The sequence below is a fragment of the Blastococcus sp. TML/M2B genome (assembly GCF_016612865.1).
In the GTDB taxonomy this organism is placed as follows: domain Bacteria; phylum Actinomycetota; class Actinomycetes; order Mycobacteriales; family Geodermatophilaceae; genus Blastococcus.
Genome location: NZ_JAENZZ010000002.1, coordinates 1,433,490 through 1,450,044 on the forward strand (window position 1 = coordinate 1,433,490; position 16,555 = coordinate 1,450,044).

A 16,555-nucleotide genomic window follows, 5' to 3' on the forward strand; every position below is an offset into this window, starting at 1 on the left:
GGCGAGGTGAGGGATGCACCACGGAACAGCCCGCCCACCGTCCCCGCTCGTCCCGCGGGCCACAGCCGGCACCGGTTAGGGTTCCCCGTCGGGACGAGAAGCGGGGGACGCCCCCGGGTGCGGAGGGCGGTCACGTGGACATCGTCGTGTGCGGGGCGCAGAAGCCCTTCGTCCGCGGAGGCGCCGAGCAGCACCAGGAGAACCTGGTCGCGGCCCTCGAGGCGGCCGGGCACCGCGTCGACCTCGTGCGCCTGCCGGTGGCCTGGGAGAAGGGCCGGCTCTTCGACTCCCCGCTGGCCTGGCGCATGGTCCCGATCGACGCCGACCTCGTCATCGCCACCAACTTCCCGTCCTACTTCGTGCAGCACCCGAACAAGGTCGTCTGGCTGCTGCACCAGCACCGCGGCGCCTACGACGGGTTCGAGGCCGGCGCCTCCTGGTCGGACTTCGACTGGGACGACGTCAGCCTCGAGGAGCAGCGGCTGATGACCGAGTGGGACATCGCCGCGCTGTCCGAGGCGCAGAAGGTCTTCAGCAACTCCGGCGTCGTCAGCCGGCGGCTGGCCCGCTTCAACGGCCTGGACAGCACGCCGCTGGCCCACCCTCCGCCGCTGCACGACGTCCTGCACCCGGGCGGGTTCGGCGACTACGTGCTCTCGGTGCAGCGCCAGGAGGCCAACAAGCGCCCGCAGCTGCTGGTCGAGGCGATGACCCGGGTGGCCGCGCCGACCCGCGCGGTCATGGCCGGCCGCGGCGAGCTGCTCGAGCAGCTGCGCGGGCAGGTCGCCGGCGCCGGGCTGTCCGGCCGGGTCGAGCTGCCCGGCTTCGTGGCCGACGACGAGCTGGTGGAGCTCTACGCCGGGGCGCTCGCCGTCGTCTACGTGCCCGAGGACGAGGACTACGGCTACACCACGCTCCAGGCGTTCTACGCCGGCAAGCCGGTCATCTGCGCGGCCGACTCCGGCGCGGTGCTCGACTGGGTCGAGGACGGCGTCACCGGGCTGGTCTGCGACGGCACCCCCGACGGCCTCGCCGCCGCCGTCCGGCGGCTGGCCGAGGACCCCGGGCTCGCCCAGCGGCTCGGGGCGGCGGGCCGGGAGCGCGTCGCCGGCCTGTCCTGGGCCGACGTCGTGGCCCGGCTCACGGCACCGTGACCGCCCCCGTCCGCCTGGCCGTGCACATCGGCCGGGACGTGCCCGACGGCCTCAACGCGGTGCTCTCCGCGCTCCCGCCGGGCGTGCAGCCGGTGGCGGCGTCCGAGCGCGAGGCGCTGCCCGAGGGCGTGGTGGCGCACCTCTACTGCAGCGACGTCCGCCCCCGGCGGCCGGTGGCGCCGTACGCGGTCTGGTGGATGGCCGGCGAGGACGCCGCACCGGCGGCCGGAGCCGGCGTCCCGGTCCTCGCCGACGCAGGGCACGGCCGGCCCGACGACCTGCAGGTGTCCCTGCGCGCCTGGCCCGAGCACGCCCGGCCGGTCCTGCCGTTCACCCGCGCCGGCCTACGCCGGGTGCGCGAGCTGCCCGCGCGGCTGGTCGGCGAGTCCCGGTCCGACGGCGTCTCCTGGGGCGTCCCCGGGGAGCAACCGGCCGTCGCGGCGCGCGACACCTGGCCCACGCTGGCCGCACTGGCCTCCGCCGTCGTCGCCACCGGCGAGGACCTGTGGACCGCCCTGGCCTGGGCCGCCCCCGCCGTCACCGACGCCGCGAGCGCCCGCCTGCTCGGTCTCACCCCGGGCGAGGACGTGCTGGTCGACGACGACCCCGCCGTCCGGACCCGGCTCGCGGCCGGGCTCGCCGACGACGAGCTCCGGGCCGCCGGCCTCGCCCGCCGCGGTTGGCAGGCCGCCTGCTGCCGGCGCCCGGCCGCGGTGGCCGCGGAGCTGTGCCGCCGCCTCGGCGTCCGCCCGCCGGCCCACAGCACCGTGTCAGGCTTGACCGCGGCCATGGACGAGCTGGGCACCCCGCCGCACAGCCTCGTCCGCCGGCGCGCCCGGGCGGCGACCGCCGGGCTGCCGGGCGCCGTCACCTCCGGCTGGCGACCGGACCGAGAGGAGCACCCGTGAGCACCCCCGACCCGACCAGTGCCGAGGCCGTCGAGCGGCTGCGCGGCGCCGGCGTCCCGGCCGAGCAGCCGGCGGCTCCCCCGGAGCCGTCCCCGGAGCCGCGCCGGTGGGGGCAGGTCGCGACCCGCGTGGCCGGCCGCGGTCGACGCGCCGCGGCCGGGCTGGCCCGGCGCGGGCTGGCTCCCGTGGTCCGCCGCGCCGAGGCCCGGGTGGGGCAGCGGGTGCACCGGATGGTCGTCGACGTCCTCGACGGGGATCCGGCGCTGGCCCAGGTGCGGGAGGTCGCCGACCGCGGCGGGCTGGATCCGCAGCGCATCCGCGAGCGCGACGACACCGTGCACAGCGCGCACGTGAACCTGGAGCTGCTCAAGGGCGAGCTGCGGCACGTCCAGAGCACCCTCGACGAGCTCGGCATGGCGTTCGCGCCCGGCACCGGGCTGGCCGGCGCGGGCGCCCGCTACGCCGAGCTGCGCGAGTCGGTGTACGCGCTGGAGCGCCGGCTGCGGACCGCCGGCACCACCTCTCCCCCGCCGTCGTCGCCGGGCACCGCCGCCGCGGACCTGCCGCCGCGCCCCCGGCCGGCCGACGGCGACGCCCCCGTTCTCTCCTCGACGCTGTTCGACTACGTGGGCTTCGAGCGGCGGTTCCGGGGCGACCCGGACGCCATCCTGCACACCCTGGTCGACCGCTACGCCGAGCTGCTCTCGGACCACCAGCCCGTCGTGGACGTCGGCTGCGGCCGCGGCGAGCTGCTGGGGATGCTCGCCGAACGCGGGATCGAGGTCATCGGGATCGAGCCCGACCCGGGGATGGCCGCCGAGGCGCGCGCCCGCGGCATCACCGTGCACGAGGAGCTGGCCGGCGACTGGCTGCGCTCGGTCCCGGACGGCTCGCTGGGCGCGATCATCACCACCCACGTCCTCGAGCACCTCGAGCTCGACGACATGATCGAGCTGCTGGAGCTCGCGGTGGTGAAGCTCGGCCCCGACTCGGTCTTCATCAGCGAGACGCCCAACCCCGCCTCGCTCATCGTCCTGGGCAACTCCTACCTGCTGGACCCGACGCACGTCCGCCCGCTGCACCCGAGCCTGCTGGCCTTCCTCTGCGAGAAGGCCGGCTTCCGGGACGTCCGGCTGCGCTTCTACAGCCCGGCGGAGGACTACCACCTGCCGATGACCGAGCTGGGCGAGGACGCCCCGGAGTGGGCCCGCGAGCTCGCCGGGTCGGTGAACAAGGGCTTCGGCGTGCTCAACGAGGTGCTCTTCGGCCCCCAGGACTACGCGGTGATCGCCCGGACGCCGCCGGCCCCGTCGAACTGACCGCGCACCGCAGCGCCGAGGACGGACCCGTGGCTCCCGAGCGCTCGACGGCAGCCGCCGCACCGGCCCGCACCGCCGGACCGCCCCCTCGCGGGGGGCGGTCCGCGCGGTGGGCGGTCCTGGTGGCGGCGCTGGCCGTCGTCGCCGCCTTCGGCATCGGCGTCCTCCGGGTGCTGGGCGGCGTCGACGACGCGTTCCGCTTCGACGGCGACCAGGCGCTGACCGGCCTGTCGGTGCACGAGGCGAGCACCCTCGAGCGGGAGCTCGGGCCCTACTCGCGCTACGGCTGGTCGCACCCCGGCCCGCTGTGGTTCTACCTGCTGGCGCCGCCGATGCGGCTGTTCGGCGGGGACGACGTCGCGCTGATGGCCGCCGGCGTGCTGGTCAACGGGCTGCTGGCGCTCGCCGTCGTGCTCGCCGTCCACCGCCTGGGGCGGCCGCTGCTCACCCTCGCGACCGCGGGCGCCGTACTGGCCTTCGTGCTGCGCATGCCGGCCGAGATGTTCGTCGACGTGTGGAGCCCCTACGCGCTGCTGCTCGGGACGCTGCTCTTCCTCGTGCTCGCCGCCCGGGTGCACACCGGCACCTGGCCCGCCCTGCTGGCGATGCTGCTCAGCGGCAGCTTCCTCGCCCAGACGCACGTCGGGACCGCGCCGCTGGTCGGGCTCGTGGTCCTCACCGCCGGCGCCTCGTTCGTCCTCGCCCGCCGCGCCCGGCGGACGACGGCACCCGCGACCGACGTCGATGCCGATGCCGATGCCGATGCCGATGCCTCGTCCCGGGTCCGGTCCACCCGCTGGACCGTCGGCCTGGGCGCGCTCCTGGTGGCGGTGTGGGTCCCCCCGGTCCTCGAGCAGCTGACCTCGCCGCTCCGCGAGGGGAACCTCGTCCGGCTGGTCAGCTTCTTCGTCAACCACGAGGAGCCCGGCGGCCGGCCATCGCCCGCGCAGGCCCTGATCGCCGTGGGCCGCATGCTCTCGATGACGCCCTACGACCGGGACCCCGGACCGTGGGAGATGGACGTCAGCAGCCTCCCGCTGTCCGTGGCACTCGTCCTGGCCGTCCAGGTGCTGGCCGCGGTCGCCCTGGTGGTGCTGGGCCGGCGCTGGGGCTCGCCCGCCGGCACGTGGTGGGGCGCGGTCCTCTGCGCCGCCCTGGCGGCGGCCTTCCTCGCCGCCGTCACCGTCACCGGCGTCCTCTACTGGTACCTCGTCCTCTGGGTCGCGGCGCTGCCCGTGGCGACGGCGGTCGGCGCGATGCACCTGCTGCACGACCGGTTCGCCGCCCGCGGTGAAGGCGGCGCGGGCCGCCGGCTCGACCTGGCGCGCACCTCCGTCCTGGTGCCCGTCGCCGTCGTCGTGGTGGCCGGGTCGGTGGTGGCCGGGGTGTCGCTCGGGCGGGCGGCCGTGGGGCTGCCGTCGGCCTACGGCGTCGTCGGGGCCACGGCCCTGGTCGACGACGCGCTGGAAGGCACCGGCACCCGCGCGGTGCACGTGGAGATCGCCACGCCGGAGGTGTGGCCGGTCGCGGCCGGCGTCGTCAACGGGCTGGTCGCCGAGGGCGTCGACGTCACGGTCGACCGGCGCTCGGTGGAGCTCTTCGGTGCCGACCGGGTCGGCCCCGGCGACGAGGACGTGGCCCTGGTGTTCGCGGCCACCGGGTCGCGCGAGCACGAGCAGACCCTCGGGAACGCGGGCACCACCGACCTCGGCTCCGTGGAGACGGAGGAGGGGCCGACGTCGGTCCTGCTGCGCGTCCGCGGGTAGCGGGACGGGTGGGGCGTCCGGGAACGGAGCGGTCTCGTGGGTCCGCGGCGGCGGAGGTCACATCGGCGTCACTCCCCGGTTCGGGCCGTTCCCGGACCTACCCTGGGAGGCCTGCGCCGCGGGACCTCGGCTCCCGGACAGCTCCACCCGAGCCGGCCCGCCCGACGTGAGGACGTGCATGACGGACAACGGCGACCGCCCCCTCCCCGCCCGGCTCGACCCGCGCGCGGGCGCGCCGTCGCGGCGCGAGCGCCGGGCGGACGCCCGGGCCGGGCGCGGCGGTGCCGGGCGCCGGCGCGCGGTCGTCGCGGGCCGGGTCGCCACCGCGGTGGTCTCGGCGGCGCTGCTCGCCGGCAGCGGCTGGGGCTGGTACCTCGGTCAGGTCGCCGACGCGAGCATGAACCGCACCGACGCCATCCCGGACACCGGCAACGAGGGCAACGGCGACGCGATGAACCTGCTGCTCGTCGGCAGCGACAGCCGGGCCAGCGCCAGCGAGGAGGAGCTGGCCCAGCTCAACACCGAGGCCAACGACGGCGTCAACACCGACACGATGATCCTGGTGCACGTGCCGGCCGACGGGTCGAAGGCGTCCTTCGTCTCCTTCCCGCGCGACTCGTTCGTCGAGATCCCCGGCTACGGCAAGCACAAGCTGAACTCCGCCTACGCCTACGGCTACTACCAGGAGGCCGGCGACGACGCGTCGGACGCCGAGCGCCAGGCGGCCGGGGCCCAGCTGCTGATCCAGACGATCAGCGGGGTCACCGGGCTGTCGATCGACCACTACGCGGAGGTCGACCTGCTCGGCTTCTTCAAGCTCTCCGAGGTCGTCGGCGGCGTCGAGGTGAACCTCTGCGCCCCGGTCAAGGAGGCCAACTCCGGCGTCGACCTGCCCGCGGGTGTGCAGACGATCCAGGGCGAGCAGGCGCTCTCCTTCGTCCGGCAGCGCTACGACCTGCCCCGCGGCGACCTGGACCGGATCGTCCGCCAGCAGACCTTCATGGCCGGGATGATCCGCAAGATGCTGTCGGACAACGTGCTGCTCGACCTCGGCAAGCAGCGCCGGCTGGTCGAGGCCGCCGCCGACTCGCTCACCGTCGACGAGGACCTCAAGCTGCTCGATCTGGCCGCCCAGATGCAGTCGGTGACGCCGGACAGCATCCAGTTCCAGACGGTGCCCAACGTCGGCACCGACCGCGACCCCGAGGCGGGCTCGATCGTCCGGCTGGCCGACCAGAAGGCGCTGCGCGCGTTCTTCGCCGACCTCTCCGCCGAGCCGGAGCCGGCGCCGGGCACCACCCCGCCGCCGCCCGCCGACGCGCCCGATCCCGTCCCGGCCTCGGAGGTCTCCGTCGCCGTCTACAACGGTTCGGGCACCTCGGGCCTGGCCGCCTCCACCAAGACCGAGCTGGAGGAGCAGGGCTTCCCCGTCACCACCACCGGCAACGCGGACAGCCGCGACTACGAGGCCACCGAGATCCGCTACGCCGCCGGCGACGAGCAGCTCGCCGCCACGCTGGCCGCGGCCGTCCCGGGCGCGGTCCTCGTCGCCTCCGACGAGCCCAGCCGCGGGACCGTCCACCTGGTCCTGGGCTCGGACTTCAACGGCGTCGGCGTGCCGGTGACCGCGCCGGAGCCGACCGAGGCCGCCGCGCCCGAGGACCAGCGCACCGCCGCGGACACCGGCTGCATCAACTGAGGCAGCCGCCGCCCGGCTAGAAGGGCAGCCGCCGGAAGACCGCGCGCGGGGTGTGCCGCAGCCCGCTCATGACCACGCGCATCGCGCCGGGAATCCAGACGGTGTGCCGGCCCTTCCGGACGCCGGTGACGATCGCCTCGGCGACCGCCTCCGGGGTCGTGGACAGCGGCGCGTCGGGCAGCCCCTCGGTCATCTTGGACCGGACGAAGCCCGGCCGGACGACCAGCACGGAGACGCCGGTGCCGACGAGGGAGTCGGCCAGGCCGGAGAAGAAGGCGTCGACGCCGGCCTTGGTCGAGCCGTACACGTAGTTGGACCGGCGGGCCCGCTCCCCCGCGACCGAGGACAGCGCCACGATCGCCCCGTGCCCCTGGGTGCGCATCCGGTTGGCGAGCACGGTGCCGACGACGACCGGTGCCACGTAGTTCACCCGGCCCAGCGCGGCCGCAGCGGCGGGGTCGCCGGCGAGCTGCTCCTGGTCGCCGAGCTGGCCGAAGGCGATGACGGCGACGTCGATGTCGCCGCCCGCGGCCGCGGCCGCCACCACGCGCTCGGGCGCGGCCTCGTCGTCGGCGTCGAAGTCGACGACCTCCACCTCGGCGCCCGCGGTGCGCAGCTCGTCGGCCACCGCGGCCCGGCGCGGGGTGTCCCGGGCCGCGACGACGACGCGCAGCGGCCGCTCCTGCAGGTACCGCTTCGCGGTGGCGACGGCGATGTCGGACGTGCCACCGACGAGCAGCAGCGAGCCGGGCGAACCCAGGGCGTCGATCACAGGGAGAGCCTCCTGGCCAGGTCGGACGTGAAGACGCCGTCGGGGTCGACCCGGCGGCGGACAGCGCGGAAGTCCTCGAGCCGCGGGTACATCGTCGCGAACGTCTCCGGGCGCACCCGGGAGTCCTTGGCCAGGTAGGTCCGCCCCTCGGCGGCGACGACGACCTCGTCGAGGGAGTCCAGCAGCCCGGCCAGCCCCTTCATGACGGGGATGTCCAGCGCCAGGGTCCAGCCCGGCGACGGGTAGGAGAGCATGCCGGGGTTGCCCGGGCCGAAGCGCTTGAGCACCGCGAGGAACGACGCCGTCCCGAAGGCGCTGAGCCGGTCGAGGATCTCCCGCATGGCCTCCTCCTGCCCGAACGGGACGGTGACCTGGTACTGCACGAAGCCCCGCGGGCCGTAGATGCGGTTCCAGCCCCCGACCGCGTCGAGCGGGTGGAAGAAGGTCGGGATGCTCTGCAGCTGGTCGCGCTTGCGCTTCGGGGCCTTCCGGTACCAGACCTCGTTGAAGGCGGCGACGGTCGCGAGGTTGAGCAGCCCGGGCGGGAAGACGTCGGGGACCTTCACCTTGATCGAGCCGTGGTACTTCAGCGGGTCGGCGCGGTGCTTGGCGGGCAGCTCGTCGAGCGTGGCGAACCGGCCGCGGGTCACCACCGAGCGGCCCATCCGCTTGCCCTTGGCCAGGGTGTCGATCCAGGCCACCGAGTACTCGTAGAGGTGGTCGGTCTCGCTCAGCAGCGTCATGAGCGAATCGAGGTCGGGCGTGCGGTCGGTGTCGACCAGGCAGCGCGAGGACTCGATCTTCTTCATCTGCACCTGCGCGCGCAGGATGACCCCGGTCAGGCCCATGCCGCCGGCGGTGGCCCAGAACAGGTCCGGGTCCTGCTCGGGGCTCACCCGGTGCACCTGGCCGTCGGCGGTGAGCAGGTCCAGCCAGCGGACGTGCTGGGCGAAGCTGCCCGCGACGTGGTGGTTCTTGCCGTGGATGTCGGCGCCGATCGCGCCGCCGACGGTCACCAACCGCGTCCCGGGTGTGACCGGGACGAAGAAGCCCTCGGGCACGAAGCGGTTCATCAGCTCGTCGAGCGAGATGCCGGCCTCGACGTCGACCAGCCCGGTCTCCGGGTCGAAGGCGAGCACCTGGTCGGCCGTGGTCATGTCGAGCACGTGCCCGCCGGCGTTCTGCGCCGCGTCGCCGTAGCTGCGCCCCAGGCCGCGCGGCACCACGCCCCGGCCGCCGGCGGCGGCCCGGGCCAGGACGGCGCGCACCTCGGCGTCGCCGTGCACCGGGGTGAGGACGGCGGGCGTGGGCGCGGTGCGCCCCCACCCGTTGAGCAGCGTCGTCTCAGACATCGAAGACTCCCAACGCCATGGTCACGACCCACAGCACACCGAGGAAGAGCAGGACGCGGTCGCGCAGGACGATCTCCTCGGGCGCGCCGGCGGCACCCCGGTCGACGTCCACGGCGTACCGCAGGATCGCCATCACGAACGGGGCGATCGAGATCGTCGACCACGGGACGCCGTCCTGGGTCTCCCCCATCTCGAAGGCCCACAGGCTGTAGGCGGTGACGGCCACGCCGGCGGACAGGCTCCAGACGAAGCGCAGGTAGCTGGGCGAGTACTCCTTGAGCGTCTTGCGCGTCGCGGCGGCGTCGCCGACCAGGACGAGCTCGGAGTACCGCTTGCCGGCCACCATGAACAGCGAGCCGAAGGCGGCCACCAGCAGGAACCACTGCGAGAGCAGCAGGCCGGCCGCGACACCGCCGGCGATGCCGCGCAGCAGGAACCCCGAGGCGACGACGGCGAGGTCGATCACCGGCTGGTTCTTGAGGAACACGCAGTAGGCGAGCTGGATGACCACGTAGCTGCCCAGGACGAAGGCCAGCTCGGGGCGGGTCAGCAGCGCGGCGGCGGTCAGCGCGACGACGAGCAGCACGGCGGCCATCGCCAGCGCCAGCCAGCGCGGCACGATGCCGGCGGCGATCGGCCGGAACCGCTTGCGCGGGTGCCGCCGGTCCTCCTCGACGTCGATCGTGTCGTTGACCAGGTAGACGGCGGAGGCCGAGAGGCAGAAGAGCAGGAAGGCGACAGCGGTCGGCCGCATCACCTCGGCGTTGAAGATCTCACCGGCGGCCAGGGGCGCGGCCAGCACGAGCACGTTCTTGACCCACTGGCGGGGGCGCAGCGCCCGGACCAGCCCCCACGCGAAGGTGCCGCGGAAGCCCGGCAGGCGCGGGGCGAGCGGCGCCGGGTGCGCGGAGCCCCCGGCCGCCGGGGCCGGCGGCTCCTCGGCGGGCGGAGCGGTGCTCGACTGGGGGTGCACGGTCATGACTGCCTGCCTGCGTCTCTCTGCACGGGGTGGCGGAGCATGCGGCGCCGCACGACCGTGGCCACACCGGCCCCGAGCGCCGCGCCCGAGACCACGTCCGTCGGGTAGTGAACGCCCAGCAGCACCCGCGAGACCAGCATGACGGCGGTCACCGCCACCATCGGAGGACGGCCCACCACCGGCCCGAAGCCCACGGCGGCCGCGGCGGTGGAGCAGCTGTGCGCGCTGGGGAAGGACAGCCGGCTCGGCGTCCCGACCAGGGCCGGCACGTCCTCGAGGGAGGGGCGCACCCGGCGCACCACGCGCTTGACGACGACGCCGGCCGCGTGCGCGGCGACGACGCCCACGACGCCGGCGGCCCACTCGTCCTGGCGGCGGCCGGAGGCCCAGCCGGCGGCGCCGAGCGCCAGCCAGCCCAGGGCGTGCTCGCCGAAGTGCGAGAGCCCGCGGGCCACCGGCACCGCGGGCGTCCCGCCCAGCGCGCGGCGGGTCGAGCGGAGCACCGCGTGGTCCATCCGGGTCAGGGCAGCGCTCGGTGCGGTCATCGGCTCCCGACTCTAGACGGGCCGCACCCCCCTCGCGGGGCGACGCCGGGGCGGACCGCCCGGTCCCCACCGCGCCTGACACCCTGGTGCCGTGCCCACCTCCCCGGCCGACCTGCTCGCCGCCGCGCTGCGCCGCTCCCCGGCCACGCCGCTGCTGACCGCCTACGACGACGCGACCGACGAGCGGGTGGAGCTCTCCGCCGCGACGCTGGCCAACTGGGTGGCCAAGACGGCCAACCTGCTGCAGGACGAATGCGACGTCGGCCCCGGCGGCACCGTCGCGCTGGCGTTGCCGGTGCACTGGCAGACCGCCGCGGTGCTGCTGGCCACCTGGAGCTGCGGCGCTGCGGTGCTCGACACGGCGCTCGAGGACGAGGGCCGGGCGGTCGGCGCCGACGTGGTGCTCGCCGCGCAGGACCGCCTCCCCGCCGTGCAGGAGGCGCTGGGCGAGGCGGCGACCGAGCTGTGGGGGCTGTCCCTGCACCCGCTCGGGCTGGGCATGACCGGCTACACCGGCCCCGCCCGCGACTTCGCGGCCGAGGTCCGGGTGCACGGCGACGTCTTCTTCCCGCACCAGCAGCCCGACCCCGACGACCCGGGGCTGCTCGTCGGCGAGGCCGCGCTGACCCTCGGCAGCCTGACCGCGGCCGCCGGGGAGCTGGCCGGCCGGCTCGGGCTCGGGGAGGGCGACCGCGTGCTGGTCGACGACCGCACCGCGGAGGAGGCCGGGCCGGTCGCCTGGCTGCTCGCGCCCCTCGCCGCGGGGGCCTCGCTGGTCCTCTGCCGCAACGCCGACCCCGACCGGCTCGCGGCGCGGGCGGCGACCGAACGGGTCACCGCAACCCTCGGGTTGCGGGTCGACGGAGTCCGGCAGCTCGGTCGCCCGGGCTGACCGGGACTCCGAGGAGGAATCCCTACACTCCCCCGCGTGACGTCCCCCGCGGCCCGGCCCCCCGCCCGCGGCGCATGAGCGCCTCCCCCGCGACGACGGACCCCGCTACCCCGACCGATCCGGACGCCGGCGCGGCCGCGGGCGGCCGCCGGGACCCCCGCCGGGTGCTCGCCTGGGCGCTCGCCGCCCTCGCCCTCGTGCTCGCGGTGGCGCTGCCCCTGGCACCGGTGCGGGTGGACACCCCCGAGGTGCAGTGGCCGCTGGACCCCGCGGATCCGCAGTCGACCGTCGCCCTGTTCATGCCCTACCGGCCGATCGACGTGCGGGCCGAGATCCCCTGCGCGGCCGTCACCGCCCTGGCCGAGCGCCAGGAGCCGGGTGCGGCGCGGGGCGTGCTGCTCGCGACGACGCTGCGCGACTCCGAGCGGGGCACCGCGCGCGGGCTGCGCGCGTCGGTCACCGGCACGAACATGCGGATCATCTCCTCGGGCGAGGAGCTGTGGAGCGGCGACGTCCCGGACTCCGCTGACTGCACGTTCGTCATCGCGGCCCTCCAGTCCGGCACCACCGTGACCCTCGAGCAGCCCGGCGCCGAGCCGGAGCTGCTCGGCGAGCGGCCGGGCCTCGGCGTCCCCGAGATCACCGCGTTCACCACCGACCTCACCGCCGCCGACGGCGCGTCGCCCTCGGTCACCGCGCACCCGGACGCCCGGTTCCAGACCTCGCCCACGACGCTGAAGACGGCGCTCGTCGTCGGGCACGTCGCCGCGCTGCTCGGCTGCCTGTGGCTGCTCTGGCGGGCCGGCCCCGCGCCGTCCCGCCGGCACCGCGAGCCGCTGCCCCCGCTGGTCGGGCCGCCGGCCGACCGGAGCGGCCGGCTGTGGGGGCTGCTGGCCGACGCCGGCGTCGTCGTCACCCTGGTCGTGTGGACCCTCATCGGGTTCATCAACACCGACGACTACTACTACAGCGCCGAGGCGCGCACGCTGGACTCCGCGGGTTACGTCGGCAACCAGTTCCGTTTCTTCAACGTCCCCGAGATCCCCTTCGTCCTGCACCAGACCCTGCTGGCGCCGCTGACGGAGCTCTCCACCCAGCCGCTGGTGCTGCGGCTGCCCTCCCTGGCGGCGGGCCTCGCGGTGTGGTGGCTGCTCAGCCGCCAGCTCGTGCCGCTGCTGGTCGACCGGCCGCACCCCGCGCTGCGCGTCGTGGCGGGCCTGGCCCTGCTCGCCTGGTGGCTGCCCTGGAACATCGGCGCCCGGCCCGAGTTCCTCATCACCCTCGCCTGGGCGGGCACGCTGGCGCTGGCGCTGCAGGCGATCCGCCGGGAGCGGGTGTGGCTGCTCGGCGTGGCCGCGCTGATCGCCGGCACCGCGGTGACCATCACCGCCTCGGGGCTGGCGTGCGCGGCCACCCTCGTCGTGCTGCTCCCCCGCCTGTGGCCGCTGTTGCGCCGTTCGGCGCTGGGGCTGTGGGCGACGCTGGCCCTGCTGGTGGCCTCGGCGAGCGCGGCCTCGACGATCGTCTTCTCCGACGCGACCCTGGCCACCGCGACCACCGCCCTCCGGGTGCACCGCGAGGTCGGGCCGGTGCAGCCCTGGTACAAGGAGGTGCTGCGCTACTACTACCTGACCAATGGGCCCGGAACTGGCCCAGCGGACGTTCACCCGCCAGCTGGTGGTCCTGCTGACCCTCGCCCTGCTGGTCGGTGTCACGGCGGTTCTCACGCGGGTCACCCGCCACTCGACGAGGCGCGTCACGTGGGCGGTGCCGGCGCTGGCCTACGTCGCGGCCAACCTGACCTTCTTCCTCTCCCCCACCAAGTGGACCCACCACTTCGGTGCGCTGGCGGCCCCGGGGGCGCTGCTGCTCACCGTGGCCGTCGCGGTGCTCGTGCGCCGCCGACCCGACCGCTGGGCGTCCCTGGCGCTCACCGTCGGTCTCGCGCTGACCGTCGCGCTCGCCTTCCACGCGGGCAACCACCCGGTGGAGTACTCGGGCTACCGGGTCGTCCGGGACCTCCCGGCAGTGCTGGGGAACCCGGCGGCGTGGCTGCTCGGCGCCCTCGCCGTCGTCGGAGCCCTCTGGTGGTACCGGCGCCGCGCCGCCTCGCCCGGCGAGGTCTCCGGCAGGCCCTGGCCCGAGGCGCCGATCAGCATCGCGGTGGCGGCGCTGGCCGCGTCGGTCATGGTGCTCACGGCGAGCGGCGCGGCGGCCAACATCCTGCTGCGCAACACCTGGTCGATGGCCGGGGACACCACCTCGGCGCTGATCGGGGACCCGGGATGCGGTCTGGCCGACGACGCCGTGGCCCTGACCGGGACGGGACGGCTGCCGGTGGCCGACGTGGGCGGGCAGGCCTCACCCCCGGCCGACGACGACGCCTCCCCGGCCAACGGCTCCGGCGACCGGCTCGTGGTCCCGCAGGGCGCCGAGCGGTGGACCACCCGCGACGACGACGCGGTCGACCGGACCACGGAGGTGGTCACGCCCTGGTTCGACATCCGCGAGCTGACCCAGCGGGAGGTGCTGGGGATGGGCCTGGCCGGGCGACCGGACGACGGCACGACCGCGGTCGCCGAGTACGGGGACGCGGAGGGACGCGTCCTGCAGGGGCTCGACATCGAACTCGGCGACGAGGACGACGAGGACTCCGAGGACACCAGCGTCGGGGAGGGCAGCTGGACCCGCCGGCTGGTCGGCGCCTCGCGGGAGTTCCCCGAGGGGGCCGCGCTGGTGCGCTACCGGCTGACCGACCAGAACCTGACCGCAGGGGGCTGGCTGGCCGTGGCGGAGCCCTACCGGGTGGTGGGGCAGCCTCTGACCGAGCTGTTCGAGGGGAAGTCGGTGGCGCTGGACTGGCCGATCGGCTTCAACATGCCCTGCGTGGAGCCGCCCCGGGTGGCCGACGGGATGGTGGAGGCGATCGACCTGCTGGTCCTCGGGGACACATTCTCCGACGACCCGGGCCTGCTCATCGTCGACAACAAGGGCGGGGCCTACGGCACGGTGGACGAGGTCGCCGGGATCACCCGGTACCGCGGCTTCCTCCCCGACACCTCCGCGGACGTCACGTGGGGCGCGCTGGTCGAGCTCGACTACGACCTGCCCACCGACGCCTTCCGCGTCGTGGACGGCAGCCGCACGATCGCCGGCTGGGGCTGGTGGCCCGAGGCCGGCCCCGGCCCGTCCCCGGAGGACTGAGGGCGGGTCCGCCGTCCGCGGAGCAGCTGTGCGACGGCTCACCGCGGGTGACGGTTGCACATACCCCGGGGGGTATCCATGATGGAGATGTGGACATCCCCCAGGGCGAACTCGCCGACGTCGTCAAGCGGCTCAAGCGCATCGAGGGCCAGATCGGCGGCATCGTCCGCATGATCGAGGACGGCCGGGACTGCTCGGCCGTCGTCACCCAGCTGGCCGCCGCCTCCAAGGCGCTGAGCAAGGCCGGCTTCGCCGTCGTCTCCACCGGGATGCGCCACTGCTCGACCAACGAGGACGGCGAGAGCCGCGAGGTCGACCTGCGCGAGCTCGAGCGCCTGTTCCTCTCCCTCGCCTGACGGGCCGCCCGAGCGTCTGACGCTTTCATTTGCCTCGCAGATACCCCTGCCCCGTACCGTACAAGGAGCCGTCATGCAGATCGACATCATCGAGACCACCGGCCTCGGCGACCGCAGCTACCTGGTCAGCGACGGTGGGGTCGGCGTCGTGATCGACCCCCAGCGCGACATCGACCGCGTGCTGGCGTCGGCCGGGAAGCGCGGCGTGCGCATCGCGCTGGTCCTGGAGACCCACCTGCACAACGACTACCTGACCGGCGGCCTCGAGCTCGCCCGGACGGTCGGCGCGCGGTACGTCGTCCCCGCCGGGGACGACGTGGCGTACGAGCGCGTGCCGGCCGCCGACGGCGACGTGCTCGAGGCCGGCCCGATGCGACTGCGGGTGCTGCACACGCCGGGGCACACCCACCACCACGTCAGCTACGCGCTCGCCGACGCCGACGGCGCCGTGCAGGCCGTCTTCACCGGCGGCTCCATGCTGTACGGCTCGACCGGACGCACCGACCTGGTCGGACCCGAGCACACCGACGAACTCACGCACGCGCAGTACCACTCGGTGCGCCGGCTGGCCGACGGAGCTGCCCGCCGGCACCCCGGTGTTCCCCAGCCACGGGTTCGGCTCGTTCTGCGCCGCCACCCCGACCAGCGGCGACTCCTCGACCGTCGGCGAGCAGGCCCGGGTGAACCCGGCGCTCACCCAGGACGAGCAGACCTTCGTCGACGAGCTGATCGCCGGGCTCACCGCGATCCCGGCCTGGTACGCGCACATGGGTCCGGCCAACGCCGCGGGCCCGGCGCCGGTGGACCTCTCGATGCCACGGCCGGTCGACCCCGCCGAGCTGGCCGAGCGGCTGGCCGCCGGCGAGTGGGTGATCGACCTGCGCAGCCGTACCGCGTTCGCGCACCGCCACCTGCCCGGGGCGCTGAACTTCGAGCTGGCGATCGCCACCTTCGTCACCTACGTCGGCTGGCTCGTTCCGTGGGGCGCGCCGATCACGCTGATCGGGGAGACCGCGGAGCAGGTCGCCGACGCCCGCCGCGAGCTGGTCCGCATCGGCATCGACCGGCTCGCCGGCGCGGCGATCGGCAGCCCCGAGGCCCTGGCCGCCGGCCGGGAGCCGGTCTCCTACCCGGTGAGCGACTTCGCCGGGCTGGCTGCGGCGATGGCCGCCGACCCCGACCTGGTCGTGCTCGACGCCCGCCGCACCGACGAGCGCGCAGGCGGTGGGGTCCGCGGCTCGCGGCACATCCCGATCCACGACCTGCCCGGCCGGATCGACGAGGTCCCCGACGGGGACGTGTGGGTCTACTGCGGCTCGGGCTACCGCGCCTCGATCGCCGCCTCCCTGCTCGCCCGCACCGGCCGCCGGCCCGTGCTGGTCGACGGCGGCTACGACGACCCCGGCACCGGCGCGGCCGCCGTCGGGCTGCACGACGCCTCCGCCCGCTGACCGGCTCCCCATCCCCCACCACGAGGAGAACCACCATGTGCCGAGCAGTTCCCTGCACGACCTGCGGCAGGACCACCTGGGCCGGCTGCGGCCAGCACGTCGAGCAGGTCATGGCCCGCGTCCCCAGCGCACAGCGGTGCCCGGGGCACCCCCGCCCC

The 16,555-nt window shown here is 75.3% G+C and carries 13 protein-coding genes and 2 pseudogenes; 11 read left to right on the forward strand and 4 right to left on the reverse strand.

Features of this window, described 5'->3' with window-relative positions; genetic code table 11:
• Window positions 1-134: 134 nt before the first annotated feature.
• The 5 genes from JKP75_RS21670 (at window position 135) to JKP75_RS15440 (ending at window position 6,846) form a co-directional block, all read left to right on the forward strand.
• Window positions 135-1,154, forward strand: coding sequence for a glycosyltransferase family 4 protein (locus JKP75_RS21670; RefSeq protein WP_200490439.1), 1,020 nt, complete (start codon window positions 135-137; stop codon window positions 1,152-1,154).
• On the forward strand, window positions 1,151-2,062 hold the full coding sequence (locus JKP75_RS15425; protein WP_200490437.1) for a hypothetical protein: 912 nt from the start codon (window positions 1,151-1,153) through the stop codon (window positions 2,060-2,062). Before JKP75_RS21670 ends, JKP75_RS15425 begins: the two co-directional genes overlap by 4 nt.
• Window positions 2,059-3,381, forward strand: a complete 1,323-nt coding sequence (locus JKP75_RS15430; RefSeq protein WP_200493209.1) for a methyltransferase domain-containing protein — start codon at window positions 2,059-2,061, stop codon at window positions 3,379-3,381. The genes JKP75_RS15425 and JKP75_RS15430 overlap by 4 nt, the downstream gene beginning before the upstream one ends.
• 29 nt (window positions 3,382-3,410) lie before the next feature.
• On the forward strand, window positions 3,411-5,147 hold the full coding sequence (locus JKP75_RS15435; RefSeq protein WP_200490433.1) for a hypothetical protein: 1,737 nt from the start codon (window positions 3,411-3,413) through the stop codon (window positions 5,145-5,147).
• Between the two features lie 178 nt (window positions 5,148-5,325).
• Window positions 5,326-6,846: an LCP family protein gene (locus tag JKP75_RS15440; RefSeq protein WP_200490431.1), complete on the forward strand. Its 1,521-nt coding sequence runs from the start codon at window positions 5,326-5,328 to the stop codon at window positions 6,844-6,846.
• Window positions 6,847-6,862: 16 nt separating this feature from the next.
• Here JKP75_RS15440 and JKP75_RS15445 read toward each other — a convergent pair whose 3' ends face one another.
• From JKP75_RS15445 to JKP75_RS15460, 4 genes are read right to left on the reverse strand one after another with little or no spacing between them, the layout of a single operon-like run.
• Window positions 6,863-7,618 (reverse strand): decaprenylphospho-beta-D-erythro-pentofuranosid-2-ulose 2-reductase, encoded by a 756-nt coding sequence (locus tag JKP75_RS15445; protein ID WP_200490428.1) that lies wholly within the window; start codon window positions 7,616-7,618, stop codon window positions 6,863-6,865.
• Window positions 7,615-8,970, reverse strand: a complete 1,356-nt coding sequence (locus tag JKP75_RS15450) for an FAD-binding oxidoreductase (RefSeq protein WP_200490426.1) — start codon at window positions 8,968-8,970, stop codon at window positions 7,615-7,617. Before JKP75_RS15450 ends, JKP75_RS15445 begins: the two co-directional genes overlap by 4 nt.
• Window positions 8,963-9,949, reverse strand: a complete 987-nt coding sequence (locus JKP75_RS15455; RefSeq protein ID WP_200490424.1) for a decaprenyl-phosphate phosphoribosyltransferase — start codon at window positions 9,947-9,949, stop codon at window positions 8,963-8,965. Before JKP75_RS15455 ends, JKP75_RS15450 begins: the two co-directional genes overlap by 8 nt.
• Window positions 9,946-10,494 carry a phosphatase PAP2 family protein gene (locus JKP75_RS15460; protein ID WP_200490422.1) on the reverse strand — a complete coding sequence of 183 codons (549 nt, stop codon included), beginning with the start codon at window positions 10,492-10,494 and terminating at the stop codon, window positions 9,946-9,948. Before JKP75_RS15460 ends, JKP75_RS15455 begins: the two co-directional genes overlap by 4 nt.
• A gap of 91 nt (window positions 10,495-10,585) precedes the next feature.
• On the opposite strand from JKP75_RS15460, the gene JKP75_RS15465 reads away from it, so the two are divergent.
• The 6 genes and pseudogenes from JKP75_RS15465 (at window position 10,586) to JKP75_RS24095 (ending at window position 16,397) form a co-directional block, all read left to right on the forward strand.
• Window positions 10,586-11,386 carry a TIGR03089 family protein gene (locus JKP75_RS15465; protein ID WP_200490420.1) on the forward strand — a complete coding sequence of 267 codons (801 nt, stop codon included), beginning with the start codon at window positions 10,586-10,588 and terminating at the stop codon, window positions 11,384-11,386.
• Window positions 11,387-11,460: 74 nt separating this feature from the next.
• Window positions 11,461-12,963, forward strand: a pseudogene (locus JKP75_RS24720) (arabinosyltransferase domain-containing protein); the annotation flags it as partial.
• A 58-nt stretch (window positions 12,964-13,021) separates the two neighbouring features.
• Window positions 13,022-14,590, forward strand: a complete 1,569-nt coding sequence (locus tag JKP75_RS15480; RefSeq protein WP_200493211.1) for an arabinosyltransferase C-terminal domain-containing protein — start codon at window positions 13,022-13,024, stop codon at window positions 14,588-14,590.
• A gap of 89 nt (window positions 14,591-14,679) precedes the next feature.
• Window positions 14,680-14,946 carry a metal-sensitive transcriptional regulator gene (locus tag JKP75_RS23010; RefSeq protein ID WP_200493375.1) on the forward strand — a complete coding sequence of 89 codons (267 nt, stop codon included), beginning with the start codon at window positions 14,680-14,682 and terminating at the stop codon, window positions 14,944-14,946.
• A 73-nt stretch (window positions 14,947-15,019) separates the two neighbouring features.
• Window positions 15,020-15,433: pseudogene (locus JKP75_RS24725) on the forward strand (MBL fold metallo-hydrolase); the annotation flags it as partial.
• 109 nt (window positions 15,434-15,542) lie between these two features.
• Complete coding sequence (locus JKP75_RS24095; protein ID WP_309229896.1) at window positions 15,543-16,397, forward strand: rhodanese-like domain-containing protein; 855 nt, start codon at window positions 15,543-15,545, stop codon at window positions 16,395-16,397.
• Window positions 16,398-16,555: the final 158 nt, after the last annotated feature.

Excerpts from the sequence above, each read along its gene's own strand:
- JKP75_RS15440 (WP_200490431.1), top strand. The coding sequence starts at position 5,326 with ATGACGGACAACGGCGACCGCCCCCTCCCCGCCCGGCTCGACCCGCGC.
- JKP75_RS15455 (WP_200490424.1), bottom strand. The coding sequence starts at position 9,949 with ATGACCGTGCACCCCCAGTCGAGCACCGCTCCGCCCGCCGAGGAGCCG.
- JKP75_RS15480 (WP_200493211.1), top strand. The coding sequence starts at position 13,022 with ATGGGCCCGGAACTGGCCCAGCGGACGTTCACCCGCCAGCTGGTGGTC.
- JKP75_RS15450 (WP_200490426.1), bottom strand. The coding sequence starts at position 8,970 with ATGTCTGAGACGACGCTGCTCAACGGGTGGGGGCGCACCGCGCCCACG.
- JKP75_RS15460 (WP_200490422.1), bottom strand. The coding sequence starts at position 10,494 with ATGACCGCACCGAGCGCTGCCCTGACCCGGATGGACCACGCGGTGCTC.